This is a genomic window from Ferrovibrio terrae (assembly GCF_007197755.1).
GTDB classification, from domain to species: Bacteria; Pseudomonadota; Alphaproteobacteria; order Ferrovibrionales; family Ferrovibrionaceae; genus Ferrovibrio; species Ferrovibrio terrae.
On record NZ_CP041636.1, the window covers coordinates 2,152,884 to 2,173,324 of the forward strand.

Annotated in this window: 20 protein-coding genes; 12 read left to right on the forward strand and 8 right to left on the reverse strand. The window is 65.7% G+C overall.

The genetic code is table 11. The annotated features are described in order from the left end of the window. Positions 1-6 precede the first annotated feature (6 nt). The 4 genes from FNB15_RS10490 to FNB15_RS10505 all read left to right on the forward strand — a co-directional run bounded on the left by FNB15_RS10490 (position 7) and on the right by FNB15_RS10505 (position 2,389). Positions 7-477 (forward strand): YcgN family cysteine cluster protein, encoded by a 471-nt coding sequence (locus tag FNB15_RS10490; protein ID WP_144068652.1) that lies wholly within the window; start codon positions 7-9, stop codon positions 475-477. Positions 478-536: 59 nt separating this feature from the next. After that, positions 537-830 (forward strand): hypothetical protein, encoded by a 294-nt coding sequence (locus tag FNB15_RS10495; RefSeq protein ID WP_144068653.1) that lies wholly within the window; start codon positions 537-539, stop codon positions 828-830. Between the two features lie 108 nt (positions 831-938). Beyond that, entirely contained in the window at positions 939-1,451 is a 513-nt protein-coding gene (locus tag FNB15_RS10500) for a KdsC family phosphatase (RefSeq protein ID WP_185973515.1), read from the forward strand. A 32-nt stretch (positions 1,452-1,483) separates the two neighbouring features. After that, positions 1,484-2,389: an SDR family oxidoreductase gene (locus tag FNB15_RS10505; RefSeq protein WP_144068655.1), complete on the forward strand. Its 906-nt coding sequence runs from the start codon at positions 1,484-1,486 to the stop codon at positions 2,387-2,389. Between the two features lie 11 nt (positions 2,390-2,400). Here FNB15_RS10505 and FNB15_RS10510 read toward each other — a convergent pair whose 3' ends face one another. After that, positions 2,401-3,723, reverse strand: a complete 1,323-nt coding sequence (locus tag FNB15_RS10510; protein ID WP_144068656.1) for a 3-deoxy-D-manno-octulosonic acid transferase — start codon at positions 3,721-3,723, stop codon at positions 2,401-2,403. Between the two features lie 117 nt (positions 3,724-3,840). Here FNB15_RS10510 and FNB15_RS10515 point away from each other — a divergent pair, with 117 nt between their 5' ends. Beyond that, complete coding sequence (locus FNB15_RS10515; protein ID WP_144068657.1) at positions 3,841-4,611, forward strand: crotonase/enoyl-CoA hydratase family protein; 771 nt, start codon at positions 3,841-3,843, stop codon at positions 4,609-4,611. On the opposite strand, the gene mutY is transcribed toward FNB15_RS10515, so the two are convergent. Continuing rightward, a complete protein-coding gene (mutY, locus tag FNB15_RS10520) occupies positions 4,568-5,677 on the reverse strand; it encodes an A/G-specific adenine glycosylase (RefSeq protein WP_144068658.1) in 1,110 nt (369 codons plus the stop codon). The genes FNB15_RS10515 and mutY overlap by 44 nt on opposite strands. Positions 5,678-5,778: 101 nt before the next feature. Here mutY and FNB15_RS10525 point away from each other — a divergent pair, with 101 nt between their 5' ends. From FNB15_RS10525 to FNB15_RS10555, 7 genes are all read left to right on the forward strand, one after another. Beyond that, positions 5,779-6,948, forward strand: coding sequence for an ABC transporter substrate-binding protein (locus FNB15_RS10525; RefSeq protein ID WP_185973516.1), 1,170 nt, complete (start codon positions 5,779-5,781; stop codon positions 6,946-6,948). A 9-nt stretch (positions 6,949-6,957) separates the two neighbouring features. Further along, positions 6,958-7,338, forward strand: a complete 381-nt coding sequence (gene crcB / locus FNB15_RS10530) for a fluoride efflux transporter CrcB (RefSeq protein ID WP_144068660.1) — start codon at positions 6,958-6,960, stop codon at positions 7,336-7,338. Further along, positions 7,335-7,847, forward strand: a complete 513-nt coding sequence (locus FNB15_RS10535; protein WP_144068661.1) for a DUF721 domain-containing protein — start codon at positions 7,335-7,337, stop codon at positions 7,845-7,847. Before crcB ends, FNB15_RS10535 begins: the two co-directional genes overlap by 4 nt. Positions 7,848-7,953: 106 nt before the next feature. After that, a complete protein-coding gene (locus FNB15_RS10540; protein WP_144068662.1) occupies positions 7,954-8,571 on the forward strand; it encodes a DsbA family protein in 618 nt (205 codons plus the stop codon). Positions 8,572-8,606: 35 nt separating this feature from the next. Then, positions 8,607-12,728: an AAA family ATPase gene (locus FNB15_RS10545; protein ID WP_144068663.1), complete on the forward strand. Its 4,122-nt coding sequence runs from the start codon at positions 8,607-8,609 to the stop codon at positions 12,726-12,728. A 71-nt stretch (positions 12,729-12,799) separates the two neighbouring features. Next, positions 12,800-13,435 carry a hypothetical protein gene (locus tag FNB15_RS10550; RefSeq protein ID WP_144068664.1) on the forward strand — a complete coding sequence of 212 codons (636 nt, stop codon included), beginning with the start codon at positions 12,800-12,802 and terminating at the stop codon, positions 13,433-13,435. A 26-nt stretch (positions 13,436-13,461) separates the two neighbouring features. Beyond that, on the forward strand, positions 13,462-14,064 hold the full coding sequence (locus tag FNB15_RS10555) for a hypothetical protein (protein ID WP_144068665.1): 603 nt from the start codon (positions 13,462-13,464) through the stop codon (positions 14,062-14,064). Here the strand turns inward: FNB15_RS10555 and FNB15_RS10560 are convergent. From FNB15_RS10560 to FNB15_RS10585, 6 genes are all read right to left on the reverse strand, one after another. Continuing rightward, positions 14,061-14,993: a pentapeptide repeat-containing protein gene (locus FNB15_RS10560; RefSeq protein WP_185973517.1), complete on the reverse strand. Its 933-nt coding sequence runs from the start codon at positions 14,991-14,993 to the stop codon at positions 14,061-14,063. The genes FNB15_RS10555 and FNB15_RS10560 overlap by 4 nt on opposite strands. 139 nt (positions 14,994-15,132) lie before the next feature. Then, a complete protein-coding gene (locus FNB15_RS10565; RefSeq protein ID WP_144068667.1) occupies positions 15,133-16,125 on the reverse strand; it encodes a 2-hydroxyacid dehydrogenase in 993 nt (330 codons plus the stop codon). Positions 16,126-16,308: 183 nt separating this feature from the next. After that, complete coding sequence (locus tag FNB15_RS10570) at positions 16,309-16,920, reverse strand: hypothetical protein (RefSeq protein WP_144068668.1); 612 nt, start codon at positions 16,918-16,920, stop codon at positions 16,309-16,311. A 201-nt stretch (positions 16,921-17,121) separates the two neighbouring features. Next, the gene (locus FNB15_RS10575; protein WP_246068660.1) at positions 17,122-18,066 is read right to left on the reverse strand and encodes an Hsp33 family molecular chaperone; all 945 of its coding nucleotides are present in this window, start codon (positions 18,064-18,066) and stop codon (positions 17,122-17,124) included. A gap of 19 nt (positions 18,067-18,085) precedes the next feature. Then, entirely contained in the window at positions 18,086-19,057 is a 972-nt protein-coding gene (gene argF / locus FNB15_RS10580) for an ornithine carbamoyltransferase (RefSeq protein WP_144068670.1), read from the reverse strand. Then, a complete protein-coding gene (locus tag FNB15_RS10585) occupies positions 19,054-20,241 on the reverse strand; it encodes an aspartate aminotransferase family protein (RefSeq protein ID WP_185973518.1) in 1,188 nt (395 codons plus the stop codon). The genes argF and FNB15_RS10585 overlap by 4 nt, the downstream gene beginning before the upstream one ends. Positions 20,242-20,441: the final 200 nt, after the last annotated feature.

The window sequence follows — 20,441 nt, forward strand, 5'->3', positions numbered from 1 at the left end:
GCCGCCATGCCCCGCAGCCTGCCCTTCTGGCGCCGCAAGCGCCTCGACCAGATGACGCCTTCCGAATGGGAGTCGCTGTGCGATGGCTGCGGCAAATGCTGCCTTTACCGCCTGGAGGACCAGGATACCGGCGAGTTGGAGCAGACCAACGTGGCCTGCAAGCTGCTGAACTGCGCCACCGGCCAGTGCAGCAACTATCCCAAGCGCAAGAAGATCGTGCCCGACTGCATCCAGCTCACACCGGCGAAAGTGCAGAAGATGAACTGGCTGCCGGCCACCTGCGGCTATCGCCTGGTGGCGCAGGGCAAGGACCTGTACTGGTGGCATCCGCTGAAAAGCGGCAGCAGCCAGACCGTGCACCAGGCCGGCATTTCGGCGGCCGGCCGCGTCATTTCGGAAAAAGACGCCGGCGAGCTGGAAGACCATGTCGTCTACTGGCTCGACGACAAAGGCCCGCCCAAACCCAAGAAGCGTTAGCAGGGAACGCTGCGGCAATTGCAGCGTTTACATGTCGAACCGTTTTTCAGGGCAGGCAGATGACCACCACCACCTCGACTCGCTTATGGCTGATTACCGGCGCTTTGCTCAGCGTTGCCGCGGCGGCGCCGGTTTCGGCGCAGCCGGGCCTGCAGACCGAGGCGGATCGCATCCAGGCCGAAACCCGCCGGGTGGAGCAGGAGCGCGAGCAGCGCTTCCAGCAGCAGCAGGCTGAACGCCGCATCGAGGCCGACCGGCAGGACCAGCGCCGGCAGCAGGAGTTGCGCTTGCAGGAGCGCACGCCGCCGTCCTCACGCCCCACACCGCTGATCCCGCAAAACCCGAAGAACTGAGCGGCTGACGTAGCGATACGTCCTCCCGGATACTGGAACGCCGCCCGGCTTCCCCGCTAATCTGCGCGCCTGCGTCAGCCATGCCCCGTGTGGGGCCGGGGGATCTCCGTGTTCAGCCTGCCAGCCATCGATGCCGACCTTGCCGCCAAATTCCGCGCGGTGAAGCTGCTGTCGCTCGATCTTGACGGCACACTGACCGATGGCGGGCTTTACTATGCCGAGGACGGCAGCGAATTGCGCAAATATCATGTGCAGGACGGCTTCGGGATTCTGCTGGTGAAGGATGCCGGCATCGAGGTTGCGCTGATCACCCGCAGCGACACGCCAGCCATCCAGAAGCGCATCGACCGGCTGAAGATCCGTTTCGGCCTGATGGGCATCTATGAAAAGCTGCCGCGCCTGAAGGAAATCTGCGCCGAGCTCGGCATCGGCCTCAACGAAGTCTGCCATGTCGCCGACGACGTCAACGACATGGACGTGATGGAGGCGGTGGGGCTTCCCATAGCCGTGTCGAATGCACGGCCGATGGTGAAGAACGCCGCTGCCTATATCACCGAAACCGCTGGCGGCGCCGGCGCCGTGCGCGAAGTCTGCGACCTGCTGCTGGCGCACCAGGTCTGATCGAACATATCTGAACGGGAAGGGGAGTCCTCATGGCCATCGATTTTCAGGGCCGCGTTGCCATTGTCACCGGAGCCGGCGCGGGTCTGGGCCGTAGCCACGCGCTGTTGCTGGCGGAGCGTGGCGCCAAAGTGGTGGTCAACGATCTGGGCGGTGGCGTGGATGGCACCGGCGGCTCGTCCAAGGCAGCCGACCTGGTGGTGGCCGAGATCAAGGCCAGGGGCGGCGAGGCCGTGGCGAATCATGACAGCGTGTCGGACGTGGCGTCTGCCGCCAATATCGTCAAGACGGCGATGGATGCCTTCGGCCGCGTCGATATCCTGGTCAACAATGCCGGCATCCTGCGCGACAAGAGTTTCGGCAAGATGGAGATCGCCGATTTCGACACCGTGGTCGACGTGCATTTCCTAGGCTCGGCCTATGTCACCAAGGCGGCCTGGCCGATCATGCAGCAGCAGCAGTATGGTCGAATCGTCATGACCTCGTCGAATTCCGGCCTCTACGGCAATTTCGGCCAGGCGAATTATGCCGGCGCCAAGATGGCGGTCGTCGGCCTGATGAACTCGCTGAAGCAGGAAGGCGCCAAATACGGCATCTTGGTCAACACCATTGCGCCGGTCGCGGCCACGCGCATGACCGAAGCGCTGCTGTCGCCTGAACTGCTGCCGCATCTGAAGCCTGAATATGTTTCGCAGGCGGTGGCGTATCTGTGCTCGGAAGCCTGTGGTGCGACCGGCGACATCATCTCGGCCGGTGCTGGCTTCTATGCCAAGATGCAGGTCATGGAATCGCAGGGCATGTTCTTCGGCATCGATGCCAAGGTGACGGTCGAAGACTTCGCCGCCAATTATGCGAAGATCACCGATATGTCGAAGCCGCAGCATTTCGGCTCGTCGATGGAAGAAGTGGCGCATATCGCCAAGCCCTTTATCAAATAGGGCTTGCGTCGCTAAATAGCCGGCAGGCGCTCCAGCACCGCCTGGCTCAGGCGCTCGATCACCGCGTCTTCGGCGCTGGCAAAGCGCTGGCCGGCGGCGGCAATCGCCTCGCGCCGTGCGTCATCCTGTAACAGGCTGGCCACGGCGTCGGCGATGCCGGGCACATCCTGCACCTGCAGCGCGCCGCCCTCCATCAGCAGCCCGGCGGTTGCTTCGCTGAAATTGAACATCTGCGGGCCGAACAGCACGGCGCAGCCGAGCCGCGCCGGCTCCAGCGGATTCTGGCCGCCATGCGGGATCAGTGAGCCGCCCATCATCACGACAGGGCAGAGGCGATACCACAGGCCGAGTTCGCCCATCGTGTCGGCGACATAGAGATCGGTGTCCTGATCCGGCAGTTCGCCGGCCGAGCGCAGTGCGATCCGCAGATCGCCTTGCGCTGCCAGCTCCTGCTTCAATGCCGCGCCGCGATCGGGATGGCGCGGCACGATCATGGTCAGCAGGCCGGGTAGCTGTGGTTTCAGCAGCCGGTGCGCGGCCACGATCTGCGCTTCTTCGCCGGGATGCGTGCTGGCGGCGAGCCAGAGCGGCCGCCCTGTCGGCAGGGGCTCGGCCAGTCGCGCGCGCCACTCGGTCAGCAGCGCGTCATCGGCGGGCAGCGGCGGTGCCGCCTGCTTCAGGTTGCCGGCCTCCAGCACTCGGGGCGCGCCAAGGCGCTGCAGACGTTCGGCATCGCCGCCGGTCTGCGCGTAGATCGTGTCGAAGGCCGCCAGCAGCCAGCGCGCGGTGTTGGGCGCCAGCAGCCAGCGCGACACCGAGCGTTCCGACAGCCGCGCATTGGCCAGCAGGGCGGGAATGTTGCGCTGCCGCAGTTCGTTCAGGATGCCGGGCCAGAAATCAGACTCGCTCCACAGCACCAGGTCCGGCCGCCAGTGATCGAGGAAGCTGTCCACCGCATCGGGCAGGTCGACCGGGATGAACTGATGAATGATGCCCGTCTCGGCGAGCCGCTGCTCGACCAGCGCGGCCGAAGTGACAGTACCGGTGGTCAGCAGCAGCGTGATGTCGGGCCGCTGCCGATGCAGGTGTTGTAAAAGCGGCAGGAGCGCCTGCGCTTCGCCCACGCTGGCGCCGTGACACCAGACCAGCGGGCCGGGTGGGCGCGGGCGTACGGACTGACCGAAACGCTCACCCAGACGCGCGGCATTTTCCTTGCCCTGCACCACGCGGCGCTGCAGCCACAGGCGCACCACCGGCGTCAGCAGATGGCCGATGCCGCGCCACAGTGCGCGCCGTCCGTCGAAAGCCGGCTGATATTTAGATTGGCCGTTCATTGCGGCGCAGATTGCCGTAACGGGAGGGGCAATGAAAGGGCTGCGACCAGCCCTTGCGATGTATCCCGGGCGCTGTCAGCCTGTGCTCAAGCAGACACAACACGGGAGGGCAGCGCCATGGCGGTGCATGTCGAAAAACGCGGCGCGGTGACCACGGTAATTCTCGACCGCCCGCAGGCGCGCAATGCCGTCGACCGTCCGACCGCTGACGCGCTGCGCCAGGCCTTCAAGGATTTCGATGCCGATGACGACGCCAAGGTCGCCGTGCTGTGGGGCGCGGGCGGGCATTTCTGTGCCGGCGCTGATCTGAAAGCCGTCGCCGATGGCGACCAGCGCAACGATGTCTCGCCTGAAGGTGAAGGTCCGATGGGGCCGACGCGGCTGATGATGTCCAAGCCGGTGATCGCAGCGGTGTCAGGTTTTGCCGTTGCTGGCGGGCTGGAGCTGGCCTTGTGGTGCGACCTGCGCGTCGCCGAGAATGACGCCACTTTCGGCGTCTATTGCCGGCGCTGGGGCGTGCCGCTGATCGATGGCGGCACGGTGCGTCTGCCGCGCCTGATCGGCCACAGCCGCGCGCTCGACATGATCCTGACGGGTCGTGCCGTCGGTGCCGAAGAGGCCTTGCAGATGGGCCTGGCCAATCGCGTGGTGGCCAGGGGGGAGGCGCGTGCTGCGGCGGAAGCGCTGGCCGGGGAAATCAGTCGCTTCCCGCAGGCCTGCATGCTGGCTGATCGCAGTTCCAGCTATCGCCAGTGGGACATGTCGCTGGATGCCGCCCTGCATGATGAGGCCGAGGGCGGTCTGCCGATCATCGAGCAGGAAGCCATCAAGGGCGCGGCCCGCTTCAAGAGCGGGCTCGGCCGCCACGGCGACTTTTCGTCGATCTGATTTCGGCAGTCGGCAAAAGCCCGAGCATCTTTTTCATCACGGTGGGCAAAGCCGCCTCCTGCGGCTGCTGCCACTGGCCGTCGAGTTTTGCGGCCTCACGCGCCGCCACGCGGCCCAGCATGGCGCCGATGCGCAGTTCAAAATGCGTGAACACATGCGCGGCATCGCCATTCAGCATCAGCCAGTCGGTCTGCGCCGGCGCATGGTCGAGCGCGTCGCCGCTGGTCCAGGGCGTGTCGCGCCACGGCGCACTGGGCACTTCCAGCATGCCGCCCAGCAGGCCTTCCGGCGGGCGGCGGCGCAGCAGCACCGCGCCATCGTCTGCGCGCTGCAGCAGGAAGGCGATGGTATGGCGCACCGGCCGGGCGGCTTTCGCCGCCTTGCGCGGTAATGTCTCGGCGATGCCGCGTTTGAAGGCTGCACAGCGCGCCTGCAGCGGGCAGAGCAGACAGTCCGGGCCTTTCGGCGTGCAGACGGTCGCGCCGAGATCCATCATGGCTTGCGCGAAATCGCCGGGGCGGTGTTGCGGCGTCACCTGTGCGGCGAGTTTGCGCAGTTCGACCCGCGCCTGCGGCAGTGGCGTTTCGACGGCGAACAGCCGCGCCAGCACGCGTTCGATATTGCCGTCCAGCACGGCGGCGGGTTCGTCGAAAGCGATGGCGGCAATCGCGGCCGCCGTATAAGGCCCGATGCCGGGCAACTCAAGCAGCCCGGCTTCGCTGTCCGGGAATATGCCGCCATGCTGTTCGCTCACGGCTTTGGCGCATTTGTGCAGGTTGCGGGCGCGCGCGTAATAGCCAAGCCCGGCCCAGGCCTCCATCACATGCTCGACGGGTGCGTTGGCCAAGTCATGCACGCTGGGCCACAGGGTGAGGAATTTCTCGAAATAGGGTTTGACCGCCGGCACGGTGGTCTGCTGCAGCATCACCTCGCTGAGCCAGACGCGATAAGGCGCGGGCGGCGGCGTGCCGGGCGGGCTGCGCCACGGCAGGGTCCGGTGATGCCGGTCGTACCAATCCAGCACCAATGCGGCAATTTCCGGTGGATTGGTGCGGGCTTTGGGCATGCGGCGACTGTAACATTCGTCGAAAGCCCCTGCCATGCGGATGCGCTTGCATCCGGGCTGCGGTCTGCGCCATTTTGTCCCCGCCTGACTGGGAGAAACTCATGCGGCATATCCTTCTGGCAGCGGCCCTGATCGGTCTGGCTGCACCCGTTTCGTCCTATGCGCAGGACAAATCCGACATCGTCGTCGGCACCATCACCGACCTGTCCGGCCCCGCCGCTGTCTACGGCCATGCCGTTGTCAATGCGATGCGTCTGCGTTTCGATGCCGTGAATGCCGCCGGCGGCATCCGTGGCCGCAAGCTGAAGCTCGTGGTGGAAGATCACCAGTTCCAGGTGCCGCGCGCCGTGCAGGCGGCCAGCAAGCTGCTCAAGCTTGACCGCGCCCAGGTTTTCGTGGGCTCGCTCGGCACCTCGCAGGTACAGGCCGTGCTGCCGCATCTGCGCCAGGCCGGTGTGGCCAACCTGTTCCCGATGGCGGCCAGCCGCGAGCTGGTGCATGCGCCGGATTCGATCAGCTGGATTTCCGGCTCGCTGTATTACGACCAGATCCGCGCCGGCGTGAAATGGATGGTCGAGACGAAATCCAAGCAGGCGATCTGCGTGATGGCGCAGAGCACCGATTACGGCGAGGAAGTGCAGCAGGCGGTGAAGGACCAGCTGGCGCAGCATGGCCAGAGCATCAAGGCGGTGGTGACGCATCGCCCGATCGACACGGATTTCTCAGCACCCGTGCAGCGCCTGCGCAATACCGGCTGCGACCTCGTTGTGCTGGCCACGCTGCTGCGCGACACCATCCTGCCGATGGCTGCCGCGCGCACCTCGGGCTGGGACGTCGATTTCCTCGGGCCCTCCACCACGCATGACTATCTGCTGGCCAGCGCACCCGGCGGCGCCACGCAGGGGCTGTACAGCGTGTCGTCGGTGGCATTGCCCGACCGCGCCACCGCGCCGGCCGAGGTGGTGGCCTGGATGGACGCTTACAAGGCGCGCTTTGGGGCTGAGCCGAATGCCGGCGCGATCTATGGTGCCACCATTGCCGATCTGGCCGTGCTGGCGCTGGACCGTGCCGGGGGCGACACCAGCATGGCGAAGCTGACCCGTGGCGTCGCCAGCATCCGCGGCTGGCGCGACCTGTTCGGCGGCACGCTGCAGGCCTTTGGCGATGGCGGTCGCCAGGGCACCCGGCAGGCCTATGTCTACCAGCTGCGCGGGGCGCGGTATGAGAAGCTCACCAGCGAGGCAGTGGGCTACCAGGCTGGTCTGCGCTAGACTGGCGGCATGAACTACCTGATCGTTTTTCTCGGCGCCGGCATCGGCGGGGCCATGCGGCATGGCGTGAATGTCGCGGCCCTGCGCCTGCTCGGCGCGAATTTCCCGTGGGGCACGCTGGCGGTCAACGTCGCCGGCTCTTTCGTCATGGGGCTGGTGGCCGAGTATTTCGCGCTGAAAAGCGGCCTGCCGCAGCAATGGCGGCTGTTCCTCACCACCGGCATTCTCGGCGGCTTCACCACCTTCTCGGCCTTCTCGCTGGAGGTCGCACTGCTCTACGAACGCGGCGAGCTGATGGCGGCCGGCCTTTACGTGCTGGGCTCGGTCGTGCTGGCCGTGGTGGGGCTGTTCGCCGGCCTGTATGTGATCCGCAGCATCGTGGTCCCGTGACCGCGCCGAAAAAACCGCCACGCGATCCGGCGCAGCGCACCAATGCGCCAAAAGCACTCGGTGTCTCGCTCGGTCGGCTGACGCGGCCGATCATGAAGCAGCGCGGCGTCGCGCTGGCCGAGATCATCAACCGCTGGAGCGAGATCGCCGGGCCGCTGCTGGTGAAGGAAACCCAGCCCGAGAAAATGGTCTATGCCTCGGGCGCGGGCCATGCCGCCACGCTCGAGATCGCGGTCAGTCCGTCGTTTGCGCTTGAGCTGCAGCATCTCTCGCCGCTGATCATCGAAAAGATCAACGGCCACTTCGGGTTTCGCGCGGTCGAGAAACTGCGCCTGAAACAGACTCCGATCCACCGCCCCGAGTCGCAGACCCAAGCGGGACGCAGCAGTCGGCCCCTCACGACGGAAGAGCAGGCCAAACTCGAAGATTTGCTCACCGGAGTCGAAGATCGCGACCTTCGCCAAGTGCTTGAAAGCCTTGGCAGATCACTTTTCGGTGCGAGTCGCTGACTGGCCTTGAGTCGGCCAGATTCTTGTGGATAACGGCAGAGTCCGGTTGCAGGCCGGACGTGCAACCATACAATGCCCCCAACATGTAGGGGGTCGGAGTATCTCCATGAAATATATACAGCGTTTCGTCCTGACCCTGGCGTTCGTCCTCGGTGGTTTCTTAGCACTACACGCGCAGGCCCAGACGGCACCTGCCGCAGCAGACCCGCGTCTGCAGGACATGGTGCTCGGCAAGGCCGATGCCCCGATCACCATCGTTGAATATGCCTCGCTGACCTGTCCGCATTGCGCGGCCTTCCATGCCGATGTGCTGCCGACGCTGAAGACGGAATACATCGACACCGGCAAGGCGAAGCTGGTCTTCCGCGACTTCCCGCTCGACCAGCTGGCCTTTGCCGGCGCGGTGCTGGCGCGCTGCGGCGGGCCGGAGAAGTACTACACCTTCCTCAACGTGCTGTTCGCGCAGCAGCGCCAGTGGGCCGGCTCGTCCGACCCCAAGGGCGCGCTGGTGCAGATCGGCCGTCTCGGCGGCATCTCGTCGGAGCAGTTCGAGAAGTGCCTGCAGGACAAGGCGCTGGGCGACTACATCCTGAATTCGCGCCTGGAAGGCAACCAGAAGCATGGCGTCAACTCGACGCCGACACTGATCATCAACGGCAAGGCCGAGTCCGGCGTGCCGTCGCTGGCCGATTTGCGCAAGAAGCTCGACGCGCTGGCGAAGTAATCGCCAAGCGCTGCGTTATTTGAAAGGGAGTCCCCGTGCAGTTCACCAAGTTGCGCTTGTCCGGTTTCAAGTCCTTCGTCGAACCGACGGATTTCATTATCCAGCCCGGCCTGACCGGGATTGTCGGCCCGAATGGCTGTGGCAAGTCCAACCTGGTGGAAGCCCTGCGCTGGGTGATGGGCGAGAATTCGGCCAAGCGCATGCGCGGCACCGGCATGGACGATATGATCTTTGCCGGCACCGCCACGCGCCCCGCCCGCAATATCGCCGAAGTCACGCTGACGCTGGACAACAAGACCCGCACCGCGCCCGCCGCCTTCAACGAGATGGAAGAGGTGGCGATCACCCGCAAGATCGAGCGCGAGCGCGGCTCGGACTATTCGATCAACGGCAATGACGTGCGCATGCGCGACGTGCAGCTGCTGTTCGCCGATCTGGCGTCCGGCGCCAATTCGCCGGCCATGGTCAGCCAGGGCCGCGTCGGTGCGATCATCAACGCCAAGCCGACCGACCGCCGCATGCTGCTGGAAGAAGCGGCCGGCATTTCCGGCCTGCATTCGCGCCGGCATGAAGCCGAACTGCGCCTGAAGGCCGCCGAGCAGAATCTGGAACGCGTGGTCGATGTGATCGGCCAGATGGACAACCAGCTGCAGTCTTTGAAAAGACAGGCGCGTCAGGCCAGCCGCTATCGCAATATCGCCGGCCAGATCCGCAAGACCGAGGCGATCCTGTTCCATCTCAAGCATGAAGCGCTGAAAAACGCGCTGGCCGAGGCCGAGCAGGCGCTGCAGGCCGCCGAACGCGAGGTGGCCGACCGTACCCTGCAGGTGTCGGAAGCGCATGAAGCCGAGCGCATCGCCGCTGAGGCGCTGCCGCCGCTGCGCCATCACGAGGCCGAAGCCGGCGCCCGCCTGCATCGCCTGACCGTGGCGCGCGAAGGCCTGGAGGCTGAATCCGCCCGCGCGCAGGAGGCCGCCGAAGCCGTGCGCGCGCGTCTGGCGCAGATTTCCTCGGATGCCGAGCGCGAAACCGCGCTGTCGCAGGATGCCGAGGAAACGCTGGCGCGGCTCGCTGCCGAAACCGAACAGCTGGAAGCGCTGCGTGCCGGCGAGGCCGAAGCGCAGACGGCTGCTGAAGCGTCTGTCACCGAAGCGCAGGGCAAGGTGGATGCCAGCCAGGGCGAGCTCGATACCCTCACTGGCCGCGCCGCCGAAGAACAGGCCCAGCGCGCCCGCCTGCGCCAGGCCATCGAGGATGCCGGCCGCCGTCTGGAGCGCCTGAATGCGCGTCTGACTGAGCTGAACGCCGAAGAAGCCCGCCTCAACGAGCAGACCGAGGCGCTGGTCGAAGCCGAAACCATCACGGCCGAAGTCGAAGCCAAGCAGGCCGCCGTCGAGGCGGTGCGCAATGCACTCGATGGCGTCGAGGCCGAACATGCGGCGAAGATCGATGCCGCCCGTCAGGCTTACGAAGCCGTGGAGGCCGAGCAGGCCCGTCTGATCGACGCCGCCCGCGCAGCCCTGGAGGCTGTCGAAGCCGAGCATGCGCAGAAGATCGAAGCCACGCGCGCCACGCTGGCGCAGGCCGGCCATGAGCATGAGCAGAAGATTGAAGCCGCCCGCGGCGGGCTGAACGCCGTCGAAGCCGAACATGCGCAGAAGATCGAAGCGGCCCGCGCCGGGCTGAACGCGGTCGAAGCCGAGCATGCCGAGAAGCTCGCCGAGGTTCGTCGTGGCGTGGAGGCGGCCGAAGCCGCCCGCGCCGCCAGGCAGCAGGCGGAGCAGTCCAGCCGCGATGCCTGGCAGGGCGCGCAGGGTGAACTCACCCGCCTGAAGGCGGAAGAGACCGGCCTGACCAAGCTGCTCAAGCTGGACGAAAGCAATCTCTTCCCGCCGCTGATCGACCAGGTCACCGTCGAGCCCGGCTTCGAGAAGGCGCTGGGCGCGGCGCTGGCCGATGAACTGAATGCCGCCACCGATCCCAATGCGCCGATGCACTGGGATGCGCTGCCGCCGATGACTGACGCGCCGGGCCTGCCGTCCGGCGCCGAGCCGCTGTCGAAATACGTGACCGGTGCGGCCGCTTTGCAGCGCCGTCTCAGCCAGATCGGTCTGGTGGCCGACGACGCCGACGGCGCCCGCCTGCGCGCCGATCTCAAGCTCGGCCAGCGTCTGGTCACCCGCTCGGGCGCGCTGTGGCGCTGGGACGGTTTCACCGTCAAGGCCGGCGCGCCGACCTCGGCCTCGATCAAGCTGGAACAGCGCAATCGCCTGGCCGACCTGCGCGAGGAACTGCGCGAGATGGAAAGCCGCTTGCGCGATGCGCAGGCCGTCTATGAAGAGGCGCGCCGCGCCACAGAAGACGCCGCCGCTGCCGAACGCACCGCGCGTCAGGCTGTCGCCTCGGCCGAAGAGCAGCGCAGTGCCGCGCGCCAGCAGGCCGCCGGCGTGGTGCAGACCGCCGAGCAGAACCGCAACGAGGCGCGTGCCACCGCGTCCGCCGTCGTGCAGTCTGCCGAACGCGATGCCGCCGACTCGCGCAACCAGGCCGCCCAGGCTGTCGCCGCTGCTGAACGCGACCGCCAGTCGGCGCGCGATCGCGCCAACCATGGCGTCGCCAATGCCGAGCGCGAACGCAACACCGCGCGCGAACATGCCAACCAGGGCATCGCCACGGCGGAACGCGAACGCAATGCCGCCCGCGAACGCGCCAATCAGGATATCGCCCGCGCCGACCGCGAACTGGGCCAGGCGCGTGACCGCCAGGCCGAGATGGTGCGCAGGGAAGCCGAGCGCCAGTCGCGTCTGGCGGCTCTTGCCGAACAGAAGCAGCAGACCGAAGGCGAGATCGCCGAGACCACGCAGGCCCGCGACGCCGAGGACGCCGCTCTGGCTGCCATGCCGGCGGAAGACGAAGTGCGCCAGCTGATCGGCATGATCCGCGAGGAACTGACGGCGCTGCGTCAGGCGCTGGTCGAACGCCGCGCCGCGCTGGAACAGCTGCGGCTGGATGCCCAGGCGCGCGCCCGTCGTCTCGACGGCATCGTGATCGAGCGCCGTGCCGCCACGGCGCGCAACGAAAGCGCTTCGCAGCAGCTTGCCCAGTTGGGCGCCCGCCAGGCCGAGGCGACCACCGAACTGGAAAAGCTGGAACAGATTCCGCGCGAACTCGAAACCCGCCGCAACGCGCTGCAGGAGCAGATCGACATCGCCGAAATCGCCCGCAAGGAAGCCGCCGACCACCTGGCGAATGCGGAAGGCGCGCAACAGCTTGCCGCGCGGACGGCGCGCGAGATCGAGCAGCTGCTGGGCTCGGCGCGTGAAGCGCGCGTGAAGTCGGACAGCGACCTCGAACACCAGCGCGTCAGCCTCGACGAACTGGCGATCCGCGTGCGCGAGGTGCTCGACTGCACCCTGGATGCCGTGCTCAAGGCCGGCGAAGTTGAAGACGGCGAGGAATTCCCCGAACTCCATACCGTGGACAACCGGCTCGAGCGTCTGCGCAAGGAGCGCGACAATATGGGCCCGGTCAACCTGCGCGCCGAGCTTGAAGCCAACGAGGTGGAGGAGAAGCTCACCGCGCTCTCGACCGAGCAGACCGATCTGGTCACCGCGATCGAGAAACTGCGCCAGGGCATCACCAGCCTGAACAAGGAAGGGCGCGAACGTCTTCTGGATGCCTTCCAGAAGGTCGACGGCCATTTCCAGAAGCTGTTCGTCGAAGTCTTCGGCGGCGGCCGGGCGCATCTGCAGCTGGTGGAAAGCGATGACCCGCTGCAGGCCGGCCTGGAAATCTACGCCTCGCCGCCGGGCAAGCGCCTGCAGGTGATGTCGCTGCTCTCGGGCGGCGAGCAGGCGCTGACGGCACTGTCGCTGCTGTTCGCGGTGTTCCTGACCAACCCGGCGCCGATCTGCGTGCTGGACGAAGTGGACGCCCCGCTCGATGACGCCAACGTCGAGCGCCTGTGCAACCTGATGGAAGCGATGGCGCGCCAGACCTCGAATATCGGCGAGGGCACGCGCTTCGTGGTGGTGACCCACCATCCGATCACGATGGCGCGCATGGACCGCCTGTTCGGCGTCACCATGGCCGAGCGCGGCGTCTCCACGCTGGTCAGTGTCGACCTCGCCGGCGCAGAGTCGCTCCAGGCGGCGTAACGAACTTTACTGAAAACAGGCGCTTCGGCGCCTGTTTTTTTGCCTGTGACTGCTACTTAAGGGAGAGGGGTGTGCAGTTTATAAGCAGTAAAGTCGCGGCATTTCGCGCGGTGTCGCACCTCTGCATGCTGGCCGCGCTGCTGACACTGGCGGGTTGCGCCGCTGGCACATTCGGGTCGTCGTCATCCTTCGATGCCGCAGATCCGAAGGGGCTGGTCATCCTGGGTGTCATCGAACAGGGGACGCCCGGCGGGCTGGTTCTCGGCCGGTTCGATGCCGCCACGCGAAAGATCACCGGGGTCACGAATTTCGGCGGCAACATGGGCCTGCATGTCGGCAGCGGCGGCGCCATGTTGCCAGACGCATTCGGGCGGGCATCCCGTTTCTATGTCTTGCGCATGACGCCGGGCGACTATGCCCTGATCCAGGTGAGCAGTGCCGTGCAGCGAACGCTGGCGAGCACGAATGTGCAGGTCACGCGGTTGGTCGATTTTGACGCCTGGGCCGTGCGGGATACGACGCCCGTATTCTCGGTGCGTGCCGGTGAAGCGGCGTATGTCGGTGACCTGCAGGTCAATTACGGCATGTTCCCGGCGCAGATCGTCACTGGCGCCGATATTCCGGCAATGCAGGCGTTCATGGTCGGATTCCCGAATGTCAGAATCGCAGACGTGAAGATGCAGCCGCTGCGGAATTTTCAAAACTGATGACGAACGGATAACCGGGGGACAGGATGGTGAAGCAAAGTCGGTTCTGGCAGGTCGCGCTGATCTGTCTTGTCGCGGTTATGCTGGCTGGTTGCGGCAATCGCAGCATGAACAAGAGCACACCTTTCACCGCTGCCGATCCGGAAGGCATGATTGTGGTGGGCGTGGTGCGAACTGCGGGGCATGGCGGTCCCATCATGATCGGACGGTTTGATCCCGCGACTGGCAAGATTTCCGGCCTCACCATGTTGCCCGGCAATACGCTGAAGGTGAATGCCGACGGAATGATGCTCAATGTCACGGAGCGCTTTTACGCCTTTCGCACGCCGCCGGGCGAATATGCCATTGCTCAGTTCCAGTCGGTGGGCGGTGGCTTCGGGCCTCCCACCATCAACAACACCTGGCTGATTGACCGCGAGACCATGACGGTGCGCAACAACACACCCATTTTCACGGCGAAGCCCGGTGAACTGACATATATCGGCGATCTGATCATCAATTACGCACAGTTCCCGGCCGGAGTGACAATCGGTGCCGATCCGGCGGCGATGCAGAAATTTCTGGGCGAGTTCAGCGGAGTGAATGCCGGTGCGCCGAAATTCGCGCCGGTGCGGTCGAACAAACCCTAAAGGCTTCCGCTCGGCATGAAGCCATACGCGCCATCCAGCATGGCGCCGCGGAAGTCGGCCTCGGCCAGTCGCGCGCGGCTCAGGTTTGCATTGCGCAGATCCGTGCAGATCAGCTTGGCGCCGGATAGGTCCGCGCCGGCGAGATTGACCTCGCTCAGGTCCGCACCGCTCAGGTCGGCGCCGATGAAGCGGCCGCCGGCCAGATTCAGGCCATGCAGCATGGCGCGGCTGCCGCGCCGCCCGTCGCTGTGGATCCATTCGGCATGCTGGGCGATGGCTTCCGCCAGATGCTCGACGCTCATCGGCCGCGCGACCTTGCCGCCGGCCGCCTCGATCACCTCGGCCATGCCGGCACCGAGATCGGTCTTGGCGAAATTGGCGCCGCGCAGGTCGGCGCCGCGGAAGCTCACATTGTCGAGCCGCGCATAGGCAAAGGACGTATCCTGCAGGTTGGCTTTATCAAAAGCGGCCTCCAGCAGCGTGGCGCCGGAGAAGCTGGCGCCGGTGATCCTGGCGGAATGCAGCCTCGTCGCCTGGCTGGCGAGATCCTGCGACGACTGATACGGCCCGAGCTGGGCATCGTTAAACCGCGTGTTGGTCAGCACGGCGCGGCTCAGGTCGGCGCCGCGCAGGTCGGCCTTGATGAAATTGGCCGAGGTCAGGTCGGCTGCGCTCAGGTCGCAGGCCATCATCTCGGCTTCAGCAAAGCTGCTTTCGCGCAGGTCGGCGCAGGACAGCTTGCACATCGGCAGCGAGGCGCGGGTCAGGTTGCGGCCCATCAGCTTGATGGCGCCGAAATCGATGCGCTCGCATTGCAGGCGACGGCCCATCTGCACCTGCTTGCCCATCGAGGTGATGAAACGGGAATGCGATTCCAGCAGATCGCTGAAGCTGGGCGGGCAGGGCGAGTAAGTTGTCAGGGCGGTCATCCGGAACAGCTTCGTAGCGCCCGGCAGTATGACGCAGCCGCTCGCCAGCTGAAATGGAAATATTCCAGTCTGGATCGGCCCTGAAGGCCGGAAACGGCGCGATTCGGATCTGAGAAGTGCAGCCTGGAGACGACCGGCTCTAGAGAAGACCGGCGATGACGCGGTCGGGCGGGGCATGACCATCGGCGAAGGTCTTGATGTTGATCAGCACCTTCTCGCCCATGTCGATACGGCCTTCCAGCGTGGCCGAGCCCATATGCGGCAGCAGGATCACGTTGTTGAGTTCCAGCAGCTTGGGGTTGACCGCCGGCTCATGCTCGAACACGTCCAGCCCGGCGCCGGCGATCTCGCCCTTGCGCAGTTTGCGCACCAGGGCGTTCTCGTCGATGATTTCGCCGCGCGCGGTGTTCACCACATAGGCATGTGGCGGCAGCAGGTCGAGCCGGCGCGCCGACAGCAGGTGGAAGGTGGCCGGCGTGTGCGGGCAGTTCACCGAGATGATGTCCATGCGCGCGAGCATCTGGTCGAGGCTTTCCCAGTAGGTCGCCTCCAGCTCCTGCTCGATGCTCTCATGCACCTTCTTGCGGTTATGGTAGTGGATCGACAGGCCAAACGCCTTGGCGCGGCGCGCCACGGCCTGGCCGATGCGGCCCATGCCGATGATGCCGAGCCGCTTGCCCCAGATGCGCTGGCCCAGCATCCAGGTCGGCGACCAGCCCTCGAACTTGCCCTCGCGCAGCGCCTGCGCGCCCTGCACCAGACGGCGCGGCACGGCAAGGATCAGCGCCATGGTCATGTCGGCGGTGTCTTCGGTCAGCACGCCCGGCGTGTTGGTGACGGTGATGCCGCGCTGGCGGGCGGCGGCCAGGTCGATGTGGTCGACGCCGGTGCCGAAATTGGCGATCAGGCGCATGTTGGGGCCGGCATGGGCGAGGACTGCGCCATCGATCCTGTCGGTGATGGTCGGCACCAGCACGTCGGCGGTCTTCACCGCGTCGATCAGCTCGGCCTGACCCATCGGCTTGTCAGCGATGTTCAGTCGGGTGTCGAACAGCTCCATCATCCGGGTTTCGATCGGGTCCGGCAGTTTCCGGGTCACGATCACCAGGGGGCGCTTTTTCGGCGTGGGCATGACTGGCGTTTCCGCTTCCCGGCAGGAGTGTCGACGTGAGTTTCTTGGGCTTCTCTAGCAGATCGACCCGGTCGAGACAAACCTCGACCGGGTCGGAAAGCATCTGCCTAAAGTATGACCTTAGGTTAGGTCCCGCCACGGCCATTCGTATACGAACGGCCGTGGTTTCAAGGCCTTAACGCCTTACCGAACGTAAAGCGGCATATACTGGCGGATATTGCGCTCCAGCTCGCGATTGACGTCCATCATGGTCTCGCGCACCAGCTCGTGGATCAGGCGGTCACGGTCGTTCAGCGTCGCCTTTTCGCTCATCGAGTTCGAGCGGCGCGCCGAGGCCTGTGCCTCGCCGACGCGGAAGCCGCGGGCATCGCGGACCTCGACGGCCATTTCGACCTCGGTGTCGAAGCGGGCGACCTGGTCCTCGGTGAAGCTGCCGCGCAGGCCCGGCGTCTTCTTCAGGTCGATCTCGGTCACGCTTGCCTTGCGGACGATCACGGTGACGCGGTTCTGCTGGCTGTTGTCGACCGCCACGCGGTCGCGTGTCCAGCGCATGGCCACGCTGGCCGGCGGCTGCGGAATGGCCAGCTCGATATGCGGCGGCTGCGCCGTCGGCTGGTATTCCATGATGGTTTCCACCGTGCTGGCGGCGAAGGTCAGCTTGGGCTGATTGGAGAAGGTGATCTCGGGCAGGATCGACTTTTCCATCGGGCCGCCGCAGGCGGCAGCGGCGAGAGCGAGGCCGGCCACGACGAACAGCCGCGGCAGGGCAAATAAGCGGGCGAGGCGGGTAGACATGGGTCGTTTCTCCTTGTTTTCCGCCCCCAAATAGGCGGCGAAAGTGGGCAATTTCAAGGCCCGGCCATGACAAGCGCGGGATCGTTTGCTCCGCGGCGGGACGATCGTGCGGGATGTCGGCAGTCGGCGGGATGGCCGGCCTCAGGGTTAGAAACGCCCGAAAACCGGTTTTGTCGCGTGATGGGAATCAGTTTGGGCCGGTCAGCTCGACGAAGGGGTGCCGGTGTTAACGCTTTCGGCCGGGAAGCTGTAGCTGTCGCTGCAGAACTGGCAGGTCACCGTGATCAGGCCCTCCGGAGTGGCCATGTCGGCGATCTCGTCGGGGGCGAAGGTCGCGAGGATGCCGCGCACCTTGTCGGCTGAGCAGGTGCAGCGGTCCTGCAGGGCGGCCGCCTCATAGACCCGCACGCCGTCCTCGTGGAACAGGCGGAACAGCAGCTCATTGTGGCTTAAGGCGGGATCGGTCAGTTCCTCGGGCTTCGTGGTGCCCAGCAGCGCGGTCGCCTTTTCCCAGGCAAAGATTCTTTCCTCCGCAGAGAGCCCGCCGGCCTGCGACGGCAGCTGCTGCAGCAGGATGCCGCCCGCCCGCCAGTGCCTGCGGGCCTCGCCCGGGGCCTTGCGATGCGTGGCCGCCAGCACGATGCGGGCATTCAGCTGCTCCGACTGGGCGAAATAGGCATGCGCCGCTTCGGCCAGGGTGGCGCCCGACAGGTCGACGATGCCCTGGTAGCGTTCCATATCCGGCCCTTGCGGATCGATGGTGAAGGCGAGGTAACCCTTGCCGAGCAGCAGCGGGATCAGGGCGCGTTCCGAACCGGGGCCAAGCTCCAGCCCGTCCAGCCGTTCGGCGTCGAAATTCGCGTAGCCGCGCAGGTCGCCCGGCGTGCGGAAATCCACCACCAAGGTCGAGACCGGGCCGTCGCCCTTGGCCTGCACCGAGAAGACGCCGTCGAATTTCAGCGCACTGGCCATGGTGGCGACCAGCACGGTGGCTTCGGCCAGCAGATGCGCGACAGGTTCGGGGTAACTATGGCGCGACAGCATGCGGTCGAGGGCTGGGCCCAGCCGCACCAGGCGGCCGCGCACATCGCACTGCTCGATCTGGAACGGCAGCGACAGGTCGTCGTGAAGGGGTGCGGTACTCACGGGCCTAATATAATGCGGGTTATGCCCCGAAGCACCAGGCCAGGATTGCCTTCTGGGCATGCAGGCGGTTTTCCGCCTCGTCGAACACCACCGACTGCGGACCGTCGATCACCTCGGCGGTCACTTCCTCGCCGCGATGCGCCGGCAGGCAGTGCATGAAGATGGCATTCGGCGCCGCCTTGCGCATCAGCGCGGCATTGACCTGGAACGGCGCCAGGATCTTGTGGCGCTTGTCGGCATCCTTCTGGCCCATCGACACCCAGGTGTCGGTGATCACGCAGGATGCATCCTTCACGGCTTCGGCCGGGTCGCTGACGACGCGGATCTGGCCCTGCCGTTCGGCCGCCCATTTCAGCACTTTGGGATCGGGCTGCAATTCGGGCGGGCAGGCGAGGTCAAGGCGGAAGCCGAACTGCACGGCGGCATGGATCAGCGAGGTCGCCATGTTGTTGCCGTCGCCGACCCAGGCGAGCTTCTGGCCTTTGATGGGCCCGAGCTTTTCCTCGAAGGTCATTACGTCGGCCATCACTTGGCAGGGATGGCTTTCATCGGTCAGGCCGTTGATCACCGGCACGCTGGCATTGGCGGCCAGGTCACGCAGGTTCTCCGCCTTATTGGTGCGCATCATGATCGCGTCGACATTGGCCGACAGGATCTTGGCCGTATCGGCGATGCTCTCGCCGCGGCCGATCTGCAGCTCGTCGCCGCGCACCACGATGGTCTCGCCGCCGATCTGCCGCATCGCGCTGTCGAACGACAGTCGCGTGCGGGTCGAGGGCTTCTCGAAGATCATCGCCAGGATGCGGTCGCGGCCCGGATGATCCTTTTCCACAGTGCCCTTGGGCAGGCCCTTGCGGCCGGCCTTCATGCGCACGGCATGACTCAGGATGCCGCGCAGCGTATCCGGCGCGAACTGGTCCAGGTCGATGAAATGGCGGATGCCAGCCTTGCTGGCCGGGCCGCCAGTCTTGCTTTGACCGAGGATCGTCATGCCGCCGCTTTCGATTTGTCCTGCAGCTTCTGGCAGGCGGCTTCCAGCCGGCGGATGCCTTCGACGATGTCTTTCTCGGGCACGGTCAGCGGCGGAATCAGGCGCAGCGTATTGTCGCCGGCCAGCACGCCGAGCATATGCTCGTCGCGCAGCGCGGTCTGGAATTCGGTGTTCGGAATCTTCGTCTTCACGGCCATCAGGAAACCCTGGCCGCGCACATCCTCGATCACCTCGGGATAGCGATCCTTCAGCATCACCAGTTGCTGCATGAAATAGCTCGACCGCTTCTGCACGCCGTCGAAGAAGCCGGGCTCCAGCATCACGTCCAGCACGGCATTGCCGGCGGTCATCGACATGATGTTGCCGCCAAACGTCGTGCCATGCGTGCCGGGCGTCATGCCCTTGGCCGCTTCGGCCGTGGCCAGCACGGCGCCCACCGGGAAACCACCGCCCAGGCCCTTGGCCAGCGAGATGATGTCCGGCGTGATGCCCGACCATTCATAGGCGAACAGCTTGCCGGTGCGGCCCATGCCGGTCTGCACTTCGTCCAGGATCAACAGCAGGTCATGCTCGTCGCAAAGCTGACGCAGGCCGCGCAGCATCTCGGTCGGCACGCTGCGGATGCCGCTTTCGCCCTGGATCGGCTCGATCATGATCGCCGCCGTCTCCGGCGTGATCGCCGCCTTCGCCGCCTTCAGGCTGAATTCGACCTGGTCGAAGCCTTCGACCTTGGGGCCGAAGCCGTCGAGATACTTGGCGTTGTTGGTCGCCGCCAGCATGGCCAGCGTGCGGCCGTGGAAGGCGCCCTCAAACGTGATGATGCGGAACTTCTCCGGCTTGCCGCTGACGGCAAAATACTTGCGCGCGCACTTCACGGCACCTTCGTTCGCCTCGGCGCCCGAGTTGCAGAAGAAGGCCTTGTCGGCAAAGGAATTGTCGACCAGCCGCTGCGCCAGCCGTTCCTGCTCCGGAATCCGGAACAGGTTCGAGGTATGCCACAGCTTGGCAGCCTGGGCCTGCACCGCCTGCACCAGATGCGGGTGGGCATGGCCGAGCGACGTCACGGCGATGCCGGAGCCGAAGTCCAGGTAACGTCGACCGTCAGCGGTGAAAAGGTAAGACCCCTCGCCCCGCTCAAACGCAAGGTCCTGCCTTGCGTAGGTCGACATCAATGCTTCGCTCACGACACCTCTCCTTGGGTCTTGGGCGTCCGGACAATTCCGGGCCCAGAAAATAATGACGCCAGCCCCGGGGTTTTACACGGCCGGGCTGGCGGTAAGGCCAGACTCTACGGGGGGCTAAGGCCTTGTGTCAATTCAGCGAATGTATGGGAGCAATGGTTGCCGGATGGTTGCCGGATGGTTTCTGGGGCAAGGGACTCCCG